The 13,787-nt window shown below is 62.3% G+C and carries 18 protein-coding genes; all 18 read left to right on the plus strand.

Annotated elements, in window-relative coordinates:
• Positions 1-5 precede the first annotated feature (5 nt).
• The 18 genes from OIK44_RS01430 to OIK44_RS01515 all read left to right on the plus strand — a co-directional run bounded on the left by OIK44_RS01430 (position 6) and on the right by OIK44_RS01515 (position 13,760).
• Positions 6-356: a hypothetical protein gene (locus tag OIK44_RS01430; protein WP_273668873.1), complete on the plus strand. Its 351-nt coding sequence runs from the start codon at positions 6-8 to the stop codon at positions 354-356.
• A complete protein-coding gene (locus OIK44_RS01435; RefSeq protein WP_273668874.1) occupies positions 353-1,426 on the plus strand; it encodes a tyrosine-type recombinase/integrase in 1,074 nt (357 codons plus the stop codon). The genes OIK44_RS01430 and OIK44_RS01435 overlap by 4 nt, the downstream gene beginning before the upstream one ends.
• An 82-nt stretch (positions 1,427-1,508) precedes the next feature.
• Positions 1,509-1,952: a hypothetical protein gene (locus OIK44_RS01440; RefSeq protein WP_273668875.1), complete on the plus strand. Its 444-nt coding sequence runs from the start codon at positions 1,509-1,511 to the stop codon at positions 1,950-1,952.
• Between the two features lie 295 nt (positions 1,953-2,247).
• Complete coding sequence (locus tag OIK44_RS01445; protein ID WP_273669769.1) at positions 2,248-2,532, plus strand: HNH endonuclease; 285 nt, start codon at positions 2,248-2,250, stop codon at positions 2,530-2,532.
• A gap of 75 nt (positions 2,533-2,607) precedes the next feature.
• On the plus strand, positions 2,608-3,102 hold the full coding sequence (locus OIK44_RS01450) for a terminase small subunit (RefSeq protein ID WP_273668876.1): 495 nt from the start codon (positions 2,608-2,610) through the stop codon (positions 3,100-3,102).
• Positions 3,099-4,766, plus strand: a complete 1,668-nt coding sequence (locus tag OIK44_RS01455) for a terminase large subunit (RefSeq protein ID WP_273668877.1) — start codon at positions 3,099-3,101, stop codon at positions 4,764-4,766. Before OIK44_RS01450 ends, OIK44_RS01455 begins: the two co-directional genes overlap by 4 nt.
• Complete coding sequence (locus OIK44_RS01460) at positions 4,766-5,983, plus strand: phage portal protein (protein ID WP_273668878.1); 1,218 nt, start codon at positions 4,766-4,768, stop codon at positions 5,981-5,983. The genes OIK44_RS01455 and OIK44_RS01460 overlap by 1 nt, the downstream gene beginning before the upstream one ends.
• On the plus strand, positions 5,961-6,647 hold the full coding sequence (locus tag OIK44_RS01465) for an HK97 family phage prohead protease (protein WP_273668879.1): 687 nt from the start codon (positions 5,961-5,963) through the stop codon (positions 6,645-6,647). The genes OIK44_RS01460 and OIK44_RS01465 overlap by 23 nt, the downstream gene beginning before the upstream one ends.
• A 9-nt stretch (positions 6,648-6,656) precedes the next feature.
• Positions 6,657-8,057, plus strand: a complete 1,401-nt coding sequence (locus OIK44_RS01470) for a phage major capsid protein (RefSeq protein ID WP_273668880.1) — start codon at positions 6,657-6,659, stop codon at positions 8,055-8,057.
• A 48-nt stretch (positions 8,058-8,105) separates the two neighbouring features.
• Complete coding sequence (locus OIK44_RS01475) at positions 8,106-8,294, plus strand: hypothetical protein (protein WP_273668881.1); 189 nt, start codon at positions 8,106-8,108, stop codon at positions 8,292-8,294.
• A 14-nt stretch (positions 8,295-8,308) separates the two neighbouring features.
• The gene (locus OIK44_RS01480; RefSeq protein ID WP_273668882.1) at positions 8,309-10,504 is read left to right on the plus strand and encodes a hypothetical protein; all 2,196 of its coding nucleotides are present in this window, start codon (positions 8,309-8,311) and stop codon (positions 10,502-10,504) included.
• A gap of 10 nt (positions 10,505-10,514) precedes the next feature.
• Positions 10,515-11,120, plus strand: coding sequence for a head-tail connector protein (locus tag OIK44_RS01485; protein ID WP_273668883.1), 606 nt, complete (start codon positions 10,515-10,517; stop codon positions 11,118-11,120).
• The gene (locus OIK44_RS01490; protein WP_273668884.1) at positions 11,117-11,452 is read left to right on the plus strand and encodes a phage head closure protein; all 336 of its coding nucleotides are present in this window, start codon (positions 11,117-11,119) and stop codon (positions 11,450-11,452) included. The genes OIK44_RS01485 and OIK44_RS01490 overlap by 4 nt, the downstream gene beginning before the upstream one ends.
• Positions 11,449-11,853, plus strand: coding sequence for an HK97-gp10 family putative phage morphogenesis protein (locus OIK44_RS01495; RefSeq protein WP_273668885.1), 405 nt, complete (start codon positions 11,449-11,451; stop codon positions 11,851-11,853). Before OIK44_RS01490 ends, OIK44_RS01495 begins: the two co-directional genes overlap by 4 nt.
• Positions 11,850-12,200, plus strand: a complete 351-nt coding sequence (locus tag OIK44_RS01500; protein ID WP_273668886.1) for a DUF3168 domain-containing protein — start codon at positions 11,850-11,852, stop codon at positions 12,198-12,200. Before OIK44_RS01495 ends, OIK44_RS01500 begins: the two co-directional genes overlap by 4 nt.
• A 108-nt stretch (positions 12,201-12,308) precedes the next feature.
• On the plus strand, positions 12,309-12,956 hold the full coding sequence (locus tag OIK44_RS01505) for a phage tail tube protein (protein WP_273668887.1): 648 nt from the start codon (positions 12,309-12,311) through the stop codon (positions 12,954-12,956).
• A 91-nt stretch (positions 12,957-13,047) separates the two neighbouring features.
• Complete coding sequence (locus tag OIK44_RS01510) at positions 13,048-13,449, plus strand: phage tail assembly chaperone (protein WP_273668888.1); 402 nt, start codon at positions 13,048-13,050, stop codon at positions 13,447-13,449.
• A 47-nt stretch (positions 13,450-13,496) separates the two neighbouring features.
• Positions 13,497-13,760: a DUF1799 domain-containing protein gene (locus OIK44_RS01515; protein WP_273669770.1), complete on the plus strand. Its 264-nt coding sequence runs from the start codon at positions 13,497-13,499 to the stop codon at positions 13,758-13,760.
• Positions 13,761-13,787: the final 27 nt, after the last annotated feature.

Consider the following 13,787-nt stretch of genomic DNA (forward strand, 5'->3'; position numbering starts at 1 on the left):
AATGAATGGACGATTCGTTGGTGATGGATGCGAATGCCCGCCTGGCCGCACTGAAGGGCTGGACGAACATGGTGGATGTCGGGGGCGCGCTGATGGGCAGGCCGCCGGATGGCGGTGAGCGAGGCCGGGGCCAAGCGATGGTGCCTGACTGGTGCGGTGACTGGTCGGCGGCGGGCCCGCTTATCGGCGAGCACGGCTTGATGGTTGAGGCAATGGGCGCCGGCGGCTGCGCCGGTGGCGTGTACGTCCGGTTCGATGCCTTTGCGGACCGCGATACCGCCCTGCGCTTTGCGATTGTAGCGGCGGCGACGCACCGGCTGGCGCGCCGCGTAGCCAAGGCAGGGGGGGTATCATGAGCGCCACCCTGTTCCGCGTGAAGAAGGTGTGGCATTACCGGTTCCAGGTGGACGGCGGTCGGGTGCAGCGCAGCACCAGGGAGCGCACACGCGCGAAGGCCGAGCCTGTCGCGGCAAAAGCTTATGCTGACGCCGTCGTGCGCGCCAACGGCGGCCAGCCGGTGCCGACGCTCGACGAGTTGTTCAAGACATGGCTGGAGGTGCAGGGGCCGGTGTCGAGCGCGGCGCACGTGCGCAGCGTCGACGTGGTGCACCGCCTGCACATGTACGAGCTGGGCGGCCTGGCTGTTTCCGATGTGACCACCGCGCACATCGAGCTGGCGCGCAACCAGCACCTGCTCGAACACAAGCCGGCCACCGCCAACCACTGGCTGCGCGTCATGAAGTTGATCGCCAACTGGGCGGTCAAGCGCGACATCATCGCCCGCCTGCCATGGCGCGTCACCATGTTGAAGGTGCAGAAGCGCCCGCGCGCGACGCTGCCGCTCGATGTGGCCAAGGCATGGTTCGACGCCGTGGATGGGGCGTGCGTGCGCGCGCCGACGGTGGGCATTGCAGTGCGCCTGATGTTCGGCCTGGGCCTGCGCGAGGGCGAGGCCGCCGGCGCGCGCTGGGAATGGATCGACTGGCAGCGCGCCACCTACACGCCGGGCGTCACCAAGGGCCGCGAGGCCGAGCCTGTGCCGATTCCAAGCTGGCTGGTCGGCCACCTGGCGCCGCAGCGCATGAGCGAGGGCCTCATTGCCCCGGGCCGCGACGGCGCCCAGCAGCCGGCCGGCTTCGCCCGCAAGGCGATGCAGGTCGCCAACGCCCACTGCAAGGTCAAGGGCATCACACCGCATCGCCTGCGCGGCACGTTCGCCACGCTGCTGTCCGAGGCCGGCGTGCCCATTCAGACCATCCAGGGCGTCATGCGCCACAAGAGCCCGATGACGACCATGGCCTACCTGGAGAAGCGCCACGACACGGCGGCGCTGGCGCAGGCATCAATAGCCGAAAAGATTGGTTTTGCTCGGCGAGAAAGTGGCGAACACCACGCCGCCAAGCCGCACGAATCCTCAAGTTCATGATTATCAAGAGTCATCAGTTATAAGCCATACGATGCACAGCAAATAGCACAAACAACAACAGATCACAACCATAGAGGCAAGAATGCAACAAGCGACCAAGCACAGCACTACCATTGCCGTCCAGGCGACAACTCTGCGCCGTGTCCGCAAGGCCGATGTCCGTGTCGATTCATGGGTGAAGCCAGACGGGCTCGACCTGTGCCTGGAGTTGTGGAAGGCATGGATTGCCCATGACGTCGACCGCGACCTTGGCACCAAAACGATGCGGGGCATGAGCGGTGAGGGCGACGGCCACGGGGTCGACCCGAGCGAGGCGCAGCAGGCCAGCGATATGCGGATCGCAAGCGCCACCGATGCCATGATCGACAGCATGGCGCGCATCCACATCTGGGCCATCTACACCTCGTGCAGCCAGGCCACACCCTGGCGCTTCCCGAATGCGTCGTTCGTCGATGTCGCGTTGGAGGCGCGCAGCGAGCTGACTCGACGCCTCAAAAATAACGTTTGCACGGCGGTCTTGTTCTGATATTATTCGTGCATAGGCGGACTCTGCACGCCTAAAACAAAGCCTGCCACCTTCCCGGTCGCGGGCTTTTTGCATTGGGCGCGCGATGACTAAGACAACACATCCATCAAAGGAATCGGTTCGAGAATACTTGGACCGCCGCACGCATCAAGTCGAGCCGCCGCCGACTCCAGAGGAGATCCGGCAGCAGCTAGGCTGGAATCTGATCCCCGAGAATAGGCGCCCTGCGTCGTCAGACGAGTAGATGGCGAAGTTGCAGACTCTCAAGCCGCGCTTGCAGGTGGCACCGGCCAGGATGGCTGTAATCCAGCCCGGCTCTTGGCGCACAGATAAGAGCAGTACCCAGCGTGGCTATGGCTATAAGTGGCAGCAGGCGCGCGCCGGCTACCTGAGCAAGTACCCGTTGTGCGTCTACTGTGCGAAGGCCGGGCTTACCCGGGCCGCTACTGTGGTCGACCACATCGTCGCACACCAAGGCGATATGGCGTTGTTTTGGGATAGGAGCAACTGGCAGTCGTTGTGCGCGCCGTGCCACTCGTCGACCAAGCAGCGCGAAGAGGCAAGAGGTGGGGGAGGGTGAATGTCTGGAGGAATATTTCTCTAGACCACACTGTATCCCACGCGCAGATTTTATTTCCCGTTGGAGGATTTGTTAATGGCTTTAACAGGCAAGAAGCAGCGGTTTGCGGATGCCGTTCTAGCCGGTTTCTCCAATAAAGACGCGGCAATTGCTGCGGGCTACAGCGCCAAGACCGCTTCGGCGGCCGGCTCGCGACTTGTTAAAGACCCGGATGTTAAAGCGTGGCTGAGTCGGGGCGCCGGCCCGGCGGAAAAAATGCCCGGTGCGTCCGCCGTTGATGTGTCTCCAGAACCGCAGGCGCACGGCGGCGCGCTGAAGCGGTCAAAGGCCGGCCAGGTCCCAATCGAGGAGACCGACATGCTTCAGCTTCTCAAGGACGTCGCTCTCGGCCGAACCCTGGCGACCACCACGCAGGTCAGAGCAGCAATCGCGGCCGTCCAGTACACGCACCCCAAGAAAGGCGAGGGAGGCAAGAAGGATGAGAAGGCGGAGGCGGCAAAGGTGGCTGGACGAGGTCGCTTCGGAGCGCCGCCGGCGCCGCCCCGGCTGGTGGCCGGCGGTAAGACGTGAGCTTCTCATGGGTCACCTCCTGCCCGGACTGGGAGGCGCGCATCGTCGCCCGACAGACACTCACGCCGTGTCCGCCGCTGTTTCCTGAGCAGGCCGCCGCAGCCTGGGCGATCTTCTCCGAGCTGCGCATGGTTGATGCGCCCGACAGCCCGCGCATGGGCGATGTGGTTGAGCCTTGGGTGCGGGAATTCGTAGAAGGAATTTTCGGGGCCTACAACGCCGAGACCGGCCGCCGGCTGATCAAAGAGTTCATGCTCCTGATCAGCAAGAAGAACGGCAAATCGACGATCGCGGCGGGCATCATGCTGACCGCCTTGCTGCTGAACTGGCGACTGGAGGGCGAATACATCGTCCTGGCACCGACCAAGGAGGTGGCCGACAACAGTTACAAGCCGATCGCGGCGATGATCCGCGCGGATGATGAGTTGGGCGCGCTATTGAAGGTGCAGGACCACATCCGCACCATCACGCACCTGACCACCAACGCCACGTTGAAAGTGGTGGCCGCCGACGGCGAGACGGTGTCCGGCAAGAAGGCCATCGGGGTTTTCATCGATGAGCTGTGGCTGTTCGGCAAAAACCCGCGCGCCGACGCGATGCTGCTGGAGGCCACTGGCGGCCTGGCGTCGCGGCCAGAGGGCTTCGTCATCTACGCGACGACGCAATCAGACGACCCGCCGGCCGGCGCCTTCCTGTCGCGCCTGCTGTACGCGCGCGGGGTCCGCGACGGCAAGATCGATGACCCGGCCTTTTACCCGATCCTGTACGAGTTCCCCCAGCACATGCTCGATGCCGGCGCACACCGCGATGTGCGCAACGCTTACGTGACGAACCCGAACATGGGTTACTCGGTCGACGAGGAGTTCATCGCGCGCGGTTACCGCCAGGCGCAGGAGAAGGGCGAGGCCGAGTTCCGCGGATTTTTGGCGAAGCACCTGAACGTGCAGATCGGTCTGGCCCTGATGTCGAACCGCTGGGCCGGCGCCGACTTCTGGGAACGGCAAGGGCTGCTCGAGAGGACGTTCTCGCTGGAGGATCTGATTGCACGCAGCGAGGTGATCGACGCCGGCGTCGATGGCGGTGGGTTGGATGATTTGCTGGGCGCGTATGTGATCGGCCGCTGCGCGACGACACGCCGCTGGCTGGGCTGGGGCCGCGCATGGGCGCATCCCTCCGTGCTGGAGCGCCGCAAGTCGGAGGCTGCGCGCTTCGAGGACTTCGCGCGGGACGGCCACCTGGTGCTCGTCAAGCGAATCGGCGACGACGTCGACGAAGTGGCCGCCATCGCCGCGCAACTGGAAAAGTCCGGCAAGCTGGACAAGATCGGTGTTGACCCGAGCGGCCTGGGCGGCATCCTCGACGCGATGCTGGCCGCCGACGTGCCGGAAGAGAAGATCATCGGCATTTCGCAGGGCTGGAAGATGACCGGCTCCATTAAGACGGCCGAGCGAAAACTGGCCGAGGGTGTGCTGGTGCATGGCGGCCAGCCGTTGATGGCCTGGTGCATCGGCAATGCCAAGATCGAGCCGCGCGGCAATGCTGTGCTCATCACCAAGCAGGCCAGCGGCTCGGCCAAGATCGACCCGCTCATGGCACTGCTCAACGCTGTTTCGCTGATGTCGCTGAATCCAGCAGCCAGCGGCGCTTCATTCTGGGATAACTAATGAGCTTTTTTGGAAAATTGTTCGGACGCAAAGCGGCCGCGCTGACGTACGACCAGGTCGCGGACCTGATCGACGGCACGGGTGGCAGTCGCTTCGCGGGCGCGACCGTTACCGCCAAAACGGCGCTGCAGGTGTCGACGGTACTGGCCTGCGTAAAGGTGATCGCGGATGGCTGCGCCACGCCGAAACTGCACGTCTACCGTGAGGACAGTGCCGGCCGGCGTCAGAAGGCCGCCAATATTCCCGAGTACCGCCTCTTGGCGCGCCGGCCGAACGAGTGGCAAACCTCGCTTGAATGGCGCCGGCAGATGACGATCCATGCCGCCTTGACCGGCACGGGGCTGTCCATCAAGGTGCGCGGCGACAATCGGCGCGTTCGCGAGTTGATCCCGGTGCAGCCCGGCAGCTGGACCGTGACCCGCACATCCAGATACGAATTGCTGTACCGCTGCTGGGATGAATTCGGCCTGATCGGCGAGTTCTCGCCTGACGACGTGTTCCTGCTCAACGGCATCCAGTGGGACTGGACGCAGAGCTTGAACGCCATCGCACTTGCGCGCTCGGCCATCGGGCTGGCCATGGTGACGGAGCAGAGCCAGGCGGCCATGCACGAGAACGGCTTGCGCCCGAGCGGCACCTATTCCGTGGAAGGTAGCTTGAACGATGAGCAGCACGGCCGCCTTACAAAGTGGATCAAGGCCCAGGCCGGTGCCCGCAACGCCGGCACGCCGATGGTGCTGGACCGCGCCGCGAAATGGATGAGCACCGCCATCTCGGGCGTCGACGCGCAGCACGTCGAGACCAGGCGCCTGCAGATCGAGGAAATCTGCCGCATCTATGGCGTGTTCCCGATCATGGTCGGGCACTCGGACAAGTCGGCCACCTTCGCCAGTTCGGAAGCCTTCTTCGCCGCGCACGTCAAACACACCCTGGCGCCGTGGCATGAGGCCTGGACGCAGCGCATCGACGAGATGCTGCTGGACGGCTCCGGCCCGCTATTCGCCGAGTTCGACACCCGGTACATGACCGAGGGCTCGATGGTAGCCCGTTCGCAGTGGGCAAGAACGATGGCCGAGATGGGCATCTACACCCGCAACGAGATCCGCGACGAGGAGGGCAAAGACCCGCTGCCCGGCCTGGATGAACCACTTACGCCGATGAATATGACCAGCGGTCAGCAGAAAGGAAAAACAGATGAAACAGCGGCAGACGCTTGAGGTGCGCCACGCCGCCGGCGGGCGGCAGGTGCGCTCGTTCGCGCTCCAGATCAAAGCGGCCGGCGACGACGGCTCAGTCGAGGGCTACGGCTCGGTGTTTGGCGTCCGCGATAACTACGACGATGTGATTGTGGCCGGCGCCTTTCAGGCGTCGCTGGTCGCGCACCGGGCCGCCGGCACCATGCCTGCGATGCTTTGGCAGCATGACGCCACGGAGCCGATCGGCATCTGGACCGATATCGTCGAGGATGCGAAGGGCTTGCGCATGAAGGGCATGCTGGCCCTGGAGACAGCCAGGGGCAAGGAAGCATATGCGCTCCTGAAAATGGGCGCCCTGAATGGCCTGTCGATCGGCTTCATGTCGAAAAAATGGTCGTACGAAGCCGAGCTGCGCATCCTGGCCGAAGTGGATCTGTGGGAGGTGTCCATGGTCACCTTCCCGGCCAACGAGGCCGCCCGCATCACCAGCGTGAAATCGGCCGACGATGTGTCGGCACCGAAAGATGCTGAAAGGATCCTGCGCGAGGCCGGATTCAGCAAGTCCGACGCCACGGCCCTTGTGTCGCGCGTCATGCGGATGGGAGAGGAGCGGAGGGATTCCGCCAACTCGACCGCCAAAGCAATGAATGCTGCAACCCGCCTTCTCTCCTCACTCAATACCTGAAAGATGTTTATGAAAAAGAAAATCATCGGCACCACCCTGGCCGCCACCATGGCCTTGCACTTCGCCGCCTTCCAGGCCAAGGCCGCCGATCTGCAGTTCTACGAGCAGCGCGACGACCCGAGCATCAAGTCGGTTGCGGATGCGATCGACAAGATCGCCACGGCGTTCGAAGAATACAAGCAGACCAACGACCAGCGCATCGAGGCAATCAAGGCCGGCAAGAGCACCGAAGCCCTGGAAGCCAAGCTGGCACGCATGGACGAGCACATCGAAGCCATCACGGACGCCAAGAGCCGCCTGGAAAAGATGGAAACCAAGCTGGCGCGCCCGGGCGCTTTCGGCGGCGGTGACCGCGAGAAGCGCGAGAGCGACGAGTCGCTCGCCTACAAGAGCGCCTTCTTCGACTGGATCCGCGCGCCGAAAGACCCTGGCTGCGAGCAGCGCCTGAGCCAGACCTTCAAGGCACTGGAATCCAAGGCGGCCGCCGACAGCCGCGAATCGCGCTCGGCGCAGGTGGTGGTCGGCACCAATGCCGCCGGCGGTTACGCGTTGCCCAAGGTTATCGAAAGCGCCATCGCGCGCCTGGCGATCGATGTTTCCCCGATCCGGCAGATCGCCACCGTGCGCACGGTCGGCACCACCGACTACCACGAGCTGTTTGACATCAACGGCGCCGGCTTTGAATGGCTGGGCGAGGGCGACACCCGCAACCAGACCAACACCGCAGACCTGGCTGAAATTGTGCCTACCTTCGGCATGGCCAGCGCGAAGCCGCAGGCGTCGGAGGAATCGCTGGACGATCTGTTCTTCAATGTCGAGGACTGGCTGATCATGTCGGCCGGCGAATCGATGGCCGGCGGCGAGGGTGCGGCTTTCATCTCCGGCAACGGCGTCAAGAAGCCCACCGGTATCCTGTCCGGCCCGACGCCGGTGGCCACTGCGGACAATTCGCGCGCATTCGGCACGTTGCAGTACTTCGCTTCCGGCCAGGCATCCGCGCTGCCGAGCAGCCAAGATACTTTCCTGGACATGGTCTATGGCGTACGCGCCCGCTACCGCACAAACGCGCAGTGGCTGACTGCGAAAGCGGTGTTAGCCGCGTTGCGCAAGTATAAGGACAACGACGGCCAGTACCTGTGGCAGCCTGCGCTGACCGCCGGCCAGCCGGCAACCTTCCTGGGCTATGGCATCACCGAGGCCGAGGACATGCCAGCCGTCGCGGCCAACTCCTTCCCGCTCGCCTTCGGCGACTTCAAGGAGGGTTACCTGATTTGCGACCGCGTTGGCATGCGCATCACCCGCGATGAGATCACCACGCCGGGTTTTGTGAAATTCTATGTGCGCCGCCGGGTGGGCGGTAAGTTGCGCAACACCCAGGCGATCAAGCTGCTGAAAATCACCGCCGCCTAATCGCCAACCATGGCCTGCCGATGCGGGCCATTTCAATTGAACGGAGTGATGATGGAATTGATCGCAAAGCAGGCATTTAGCTGGGCGCACCGCGGCGTCGAGATCGAGCAGTTTGCTCAAGGCCAGAGTATCGAAACGGACGATGCGGACCTTATCGCTGTGGCGCTGGCTGAGGGATGGGCCAAAGATATGCGCACAAAGGCAAAGAATGGCTCCCCGGAAAATAAAGAAGCGTAACAGGAAGACCTGTCATGTCGAAGACAATTAAGTATATTGGAGCCGTTGATCGCTGGCCAGAGCTTGCCGTTACTGGCGGCCAGGCAATATGGCGCATTTCGCAGCAAGAGCAACGCTCGGACTCGGAGGCGGAGATGTTGCTGCTGACAGGTCAGTTTGTACTATTGCAAGAAACCTCACAGTATCCTGTGCACGTCTCGGCTTACAAGAAACGTGTAGTCACTCTGCCCGAGGGCCAAGCCTTGACCATCACCGGCGCCGCCAATACCACAGGCGTCGCCTACCTGCTGGATCCAGCGCAGGGCGGCGCAAGCTCGTCGCAGTCCTGGCCCATCGGCGCCGGCGCGCTTGCCACTATCGGTCCGTTCGCCGGCCAGCAACGGGTGCTGGTAACGTGCTCGGTAGGGAGCATCGAGGCGGTCGTTGGAAATGCGGTGCTTGGGGCGGCGCAGGTTGTTAATGGAGCTGGCGGGGGCGGTTTGGCACTTTCCGGCCCCGGTGGCGCGATTCCGTTGCCAGCACGGGTTGCATTACCGATTCTGGCTGCGTCATTTGGCGATAGCCTGGCAACTATATCAACGATGCCCCTGCACGACGTATCGGCGATCACGTCAGCATCTACCGGACTTGTGTTTCATGGTCCACGTATGGGCGTCAACGTGCCATCCTACTCGCGGGGGCGCATCCGGTTTGTGGCGGATTGCGGCATCGGTGGCACACAGTCCGGCACACAACTGGCACGCGATGCGGCCGCAGTATCCGGCACGCGCAAAGCGCTGACCGACGCGGCAAATCTGGGCGCGCAGGTGTGCGTCATCTCGTCGCTGACCAACAATATTGTCCAGCAGGTCCGGGCTAGTTCGACGCCAGCCGCCATTGCCGCATGGCTCGCTGCTGGCTATGCGGACTTGGTCGCTATGCTGACGCGTGCAAATATGCTCGGCATGTACCCGATCTATCGGCAGTTGGGCGGATTTTCGCCGGGGCCGTACGCGACCACCGCCGGCATGACAAACGCCGATGTCGCTGCGTGCGTCGATGCGTTTCGCACCGCGTCGGCGTATATCGAAACCACCCTGATCCCCTCGCTCGGCTTCCCGTGTGGTTTGGCCGACGTGCGCAAGACCTGCGTCGATTCCGTTACAGGAGCATGGTTGCCCGGGCTGAGCGACGACGGCTTGCATGAGGGGCAAGAAGGTGGAACGGCGGTCGCCGCTGCTGTTGTCCCGGCGATCTTGGCCTGGGCTGGCATCACGGCCCCGATCAACAACTACGCATCGGTGGCCCCCGAGCGTGCGGCAAACGGCAACGGTTTTGCGGCGCCGGCCATGGTTGCTGTGGCGTCGGGGCTGGCGTCCGGCTTTAGTAAAAGCAACAACGCCGGCGTCGGCACCAACGCGTCAGTGTCGACCGTCGTACAGGTTGGCGCCACGCTGTGGCAGCAGCATGTTGTGACGCCGCAGACGTTTGACGGCATTGCCAAGGCACTCGCGCCGTCAGGGCTGGCAGCATTTGTCTCTAAATTGGACATGCCGATATTTGGCGTGGCGCCTACCACGCAATATGCGGCTGGCGATGCGGTGCAAGTAGAATTTGATTTGGTCATTGACGACGGTGCCGGCGGCGCGCCGAGCAATGTCTTGGGCTGGGGCGTGGATGTCAACTTGCAGGCGCCCAGCGGCACATACTTTACGTTTATCCCGGTCGAAAAAACGGTGTCAGACGGCTATCTGCATGTGCCAACCGCGCCGTATGTTCGTAAAATAGTCTGCCCGCCGATGCGCGTGCCGGATTGCTCGGCCAACATGCTCAATGCCTTTGCTCAGGTCGTGACTTACGCCGGCACAACCACGTCTTACCGCGTGCGGATCGCCAATCTACGCATCCTCAAGACCACAATGCCTGTGCCATTTTCCGCGCGCGGCACCGTTAAAAAAACTGCGGCCTACACGGCCACACTGTCGGATTATGCAATCCGCGCCGATGCAACGTTGGGAGCCTTCACTACAACCCTGCCACCAGCGGCATCGGCGTTTGCGTTCGGCGTGGGGCAAATTATCATTTTTTCTAAGGTGGATGCAAGTGGCAATGTTGCCACATTGAAAGGGCACCTTTCAGAATCTATTGGCGGATCAAACACGCAGACCGCGACCACGCAAAACCAAGTATTCCGTCTGCAGAGCAATAGCGTGGGCTGGGATTTCATCTAAGGCTGCATATATGACAAAAATCCAAACCGTGGCGCCGACCGAGCTGGCCGTCGACCTGGCCGCAGCCCGCGCGAACATGCGCATCGACGGCGATCACATGGATGGACTTCTCACTCTGTGGCTCAAGGGCATCATCATGGTGTTGGAGCACGAGATCGACCAGTGCATCATGGAGCAGACGTGGGCGGTTCGGCTGGACGTGTTTCCAGGTATCTCGCCATGGAGTGTCGGCGGCACCGACTCCGGTCGGGTTTCAGCGGCGATCGCGTTACCGCATCCGGTGCTCGCAGTCACCTCCGTCAAGTACCTGGATATCGCCGGCGTCGAGCAGACCCTGGCGCCGTCCGCCTACAAGCTGGTGGTGCAGCGCTACCAGAGTTACCTGATACCGAAGCTCGGCACTCGTTGGCCGGCTACGGCCAACGAGGCGGACGCCGTGGTCGTCTCCGTGCAATGCGGCTACGGCAGTACGTCCGCCAGCACTCCCGAGAACGTACAGCTCTACATCCTGGCAAAGCTGGTCGAGCAATTCGACCCGGCCACGCGCCTGGAGCGCGACACCGTGCAGTCGGTCTTCATCGACCGCTTGCTCGACGCCTGCAGGAGCTACGTGTGAGTCTGGGTGCGCGCCTAAATAAGCGCGTCTTGTTGCAGGTGCGGAGCGTAGCGCAGGACGAGGCCGGTGAACCGCTGCCGGCCGCCTGGGTGAATGTTGTCGCCGATGGCGACGGCAAGTTGTGGGCCGAGGTGCGCGACGTCAGCGGCCGGGAGTTCGTCGCTGCCGGCGCCACGCAAAACACGGTGCTGACAACAATCACAATCCGTCATCGGGGCGGTATTGCTGCGGCGATGCGGGTGCTGCATGGGGCCGACATTTATAACATCGAAGCGGTGCTGGGCCGGGATGGCCGGCAGTTACTGCTTATGTGCTCACGAGGTATTGCATGACATTTAAAATTGACATTGCCCAGCTAGCCGGCCTGAGCGGCCAGATACAGAAATTCGGGCAGAAGGTCCAGGATGAGGTGGCGATAGCTGGCGTTGCGGCAATGGCGACGGTGGTGTACACGGAAGTCAAGCTGAACGCCTCCAAGAACAAAAAAAGCGGTTTGCTGTTGAGCGCCATTTATCGAAAGTACTCGCCGGAGAAGTCAGGCGATGCGCGGCAGACCTATCGCGTGAGCTGGAACAAACGCAGGGCACCACATGGGCATCTGCTTGAGTTCGGCACATCGCGCGCGCCCGCCTACCCGTTTATCCGGCCGTCGTTATCCAAATTGCCGGACGCCATCGATGCCGGCAGAACGCGTATCGCCGAGAAGCTGGCGGAGCTGGGCGGTAAATCGTGATCCTCGAACCTCAAATTGTCGACGCGCTGAAAACTATGGTTGCCGGTCGTGTGTACCCGGACGTGGCTGCCGAAGGGGCTGCAGCACCCTACATCACCTATCAGCAGGTCGGTGGCGACGCCATTAACTTTGTCGAGGGCACCAGTCCCGGCACGGAAAATGCCCGCGTCCAGGTCAACGTGTGGGCGCCGAGCCGTCTCGTTGCCTCCGCGCTTGGCCGGCAGATTGAGGATGCGCTGCGCGCCGCGTCGGCACTTCAAACCACCGTGCTGGGAGCGCGCGTGGCGACCTACGACACCGAGACAAAACTGCGCGGCACCAGGCAGGATTTCAGTTTCTGGTACTGAGCGTCGCCATTGACCGCCCGGTTCCTGGTGAACCTTACTTCCCGCCCGCAAGGGCTTCTCATCCGGCCGCTAAGCGGCTTTTTTTACGTCCATTGAAAAGGAAATAATATGGCACAAGTACCCACCGGTACGATGTTTTTCATCGCGTCCGCCTACGGGCCGCCCAAAGTCGTCACCGGCGTCAGCAACGCTATCGAGGCTGTCGTTTCGTCGCCAGCGCATGGTTTTTCCGCAGGCGACATCGTCGAGCACACCTCGGGCTGGGGCCGGATCAACCGCCGCGTTTTCCGCGTCAAGGCGCCTGCCGCAGACACATATGTACTCGAAGGCATGGACACCACAAGCATCATTTTTTACCCGGCCGGAAACGGCGCCGGTTCGGTGCGCAAGATCGCTACGTTCACGCAAATTACGACGGTGATGAATCCCGCGTCGACCGGCGGCGAGCCGAAAACCGTCAACTTCAAGTTTATGGAGTCCGACGCCGAGTACTCGATTAACGACGGATTCGCCGCCTCCGGCTACACCGCGAACCTGGACGCCGATTCGATCGGTTCGCCAGGCTACGCCGCATGCAAGGCGCTCACCGAGGTCCAGACCGACACCTGCCTCAAAATGGTCAGCCGTTCCGGCGCGCTGATCCTTCAGCCGTGCACCGTGGCGCTGAACGAGGCCGTGAAATTTCAGGATGGCCAGATCAATCAGGTATCCGTTGCCTTCAACGGCAATAACCGCCTCACCCGTTACGCAGCGTAACAGTCCTGCCTATCCCCGGCTCGCGCTGCGAGCCATTTATATCCGCTCGGTCGCACATTGCCGGGCTTTTTTACATTCCTGAAAGAGCAACATGGCAACGCAAAAACAAAAATTGAAGTTAGGCAGCACTCCGAAGAGCTTCCTGAAGAGTGTCGAAATTGTGATGCTGGACGGCTCCGTCGAAACGATCGAGATCAGCTACCAGTATCGCACTCGCTCGCAGTTTGCCGCGCTGGTCGACGCGCGAATTGCCAGCGCGGCCGCCCCGGCGGTTGCCGACAGTCCGGCTCCGGAAAAAACTGTTGCGGAATGGTTCCGGCTGGCCGATGAGGGGGCCGTCGAATTCGTGCTGAAAATCGCCGATGGCTGGGATCTGGAAGACCCGTTCATTGAAAAATCGCTGTTGCAGTTGGAGGACGAGAACCCCGGCGCCCTGGCTGCGATTGCGACCGCCTATCGCCAGGCCGTCGCCGAGGTCCGCACAAAAAACTGATCGCGCTTGCAAGGGCAATTTATGAGCGCGGCCCGACGGCTCAAGAAATCGAGCAGTCGGGATTCCCGGCGGAGGACTTTGCAAGCGACCCGGTGGAGATTTTTCCTGACAACGTTCAAGTTTACGAGCTATTCAACATGATGGGCACGCAATGGCGAGTCGGCATGAATGGCCCTACCGGACTGGACTACAACGTGGCATTCCACAAAATGGACCGCATGGCGCTGTCGCCGGACGATTACCAGGTCATGGAGATTGATTTGCGCGTGATGGAAAACGAGGCGATGAGGGTGATGCGCCAGCAGTCATAGCCGACCTGAGCGGCACAAAAATGGATA

This window comes from Janthinobacterium fluminis (assembly GCF_028595325.1).
Classification (GTDB): Bacteria; Pseudomonadota; Gammaproteobacteria; order Burkholderiales; family Burkholderiaceae_D; genus Janthinobacterium; species Janthinobacterium fluminis.

Bases quoted from the DNA above. Each gene is read 5' to 3' on its own strand.
- OIK44_RS01440 (WP_273668875.1), top strand. From the start codon at position 1,509: ATGCAACAAGCGACCAAGCACAGCACTACCATTGCCGTCCAGGCGACA.
- OIK44_RS01495 (WP_273668885.1), top strand. From the start codon at position 11,449: ATGACATTTAAAATTGACATTGCCCAGCTAGCCGGCCTGAGCGGCCAG.
- OIK44_RS01505 (WP_273668887.1), top strand. From the start codon at position 12,309: ATGGCACAAGTACCCACCGGTACGATGTTTTTCATCGCGTCCGCCTAC.
- OIK44_RS01510 (WP_273668888.1), top strand. From the start codon at position 13,048: ATGGCAACGCAAAAACAAAAATTGAAGTTAGGCAGCACTCCGAAGAGC.
- OIK44_RS01475 (WP_273668881.1), top strand. From the start codon at position 8,106: ATGATGGAATTGATCGCAAAGCAGGCATTTAGCTGGGCGCACCGCGGC.
- OIK44_RS01430 (WP_273668873.1), top strand. From the start codon at position 6: ATGGACGATTCGTTGGTGATGGATGCGAATGCCCGCCTGGCCGCACTG.
- OIK44_RS01450 (WP_273668876.1), top strand. From the start codon at position 2,608: ATGGCTTTAACAGGCAAGAAGCAGCGGTTTGCGGATGCCGTTCTAGCC.
- OIK44_RS01485 (WP_273668883.1), top strand. From the start codon at position 10,515: ATGACAAAAATCCAAACCGTGGCGCCGACCGAGCTGGCCGTCGACCTG.
- OIK44_RS01465 (WP_273668879.1), top strand. From the start codon at position 5,961: ATGAAACAGCGGCAGACGCTTGAGGTGCGCCACGCCGCCGGCGGGCGG.
- OIK44_RS01460 (WP_273668878.1), top strand. From the start codon at position 4,766: ATGAGCTTTTTTGGAAAATTGTTCGGACGCAAAGCGGCCGCGCTGACG.
- OIK44_RS01445 (WP_273669769.1), top strand. From the start codon at position 2,248: ATGGCTGTAATCCAGCCCGGCTCTTGGCGCACAGATAAGAGCAGTACC.
- OIK44_RS01435 (WP_273668874.1), top strand. From the start codon at position 353: ATGAGCGCCACCCTGTTCCGCGTGAAGAAGGTGTGGCATTACCGGTTC.
- OIK44_RS01470 (WP_273668880.1), top strand. From the start codon at position 6,657: ATGAAAAAGAAAATCATCGGCACCACCCTGGCCGCCACCATGGCCTTG.
- OIK44_RS01480 (WP_273668882.1), top strand. From the start codon at position 8,309: ATGTCGAAGACAATTAAGTATATTGGAGCCGTTGATCGCTGGCCAGAG.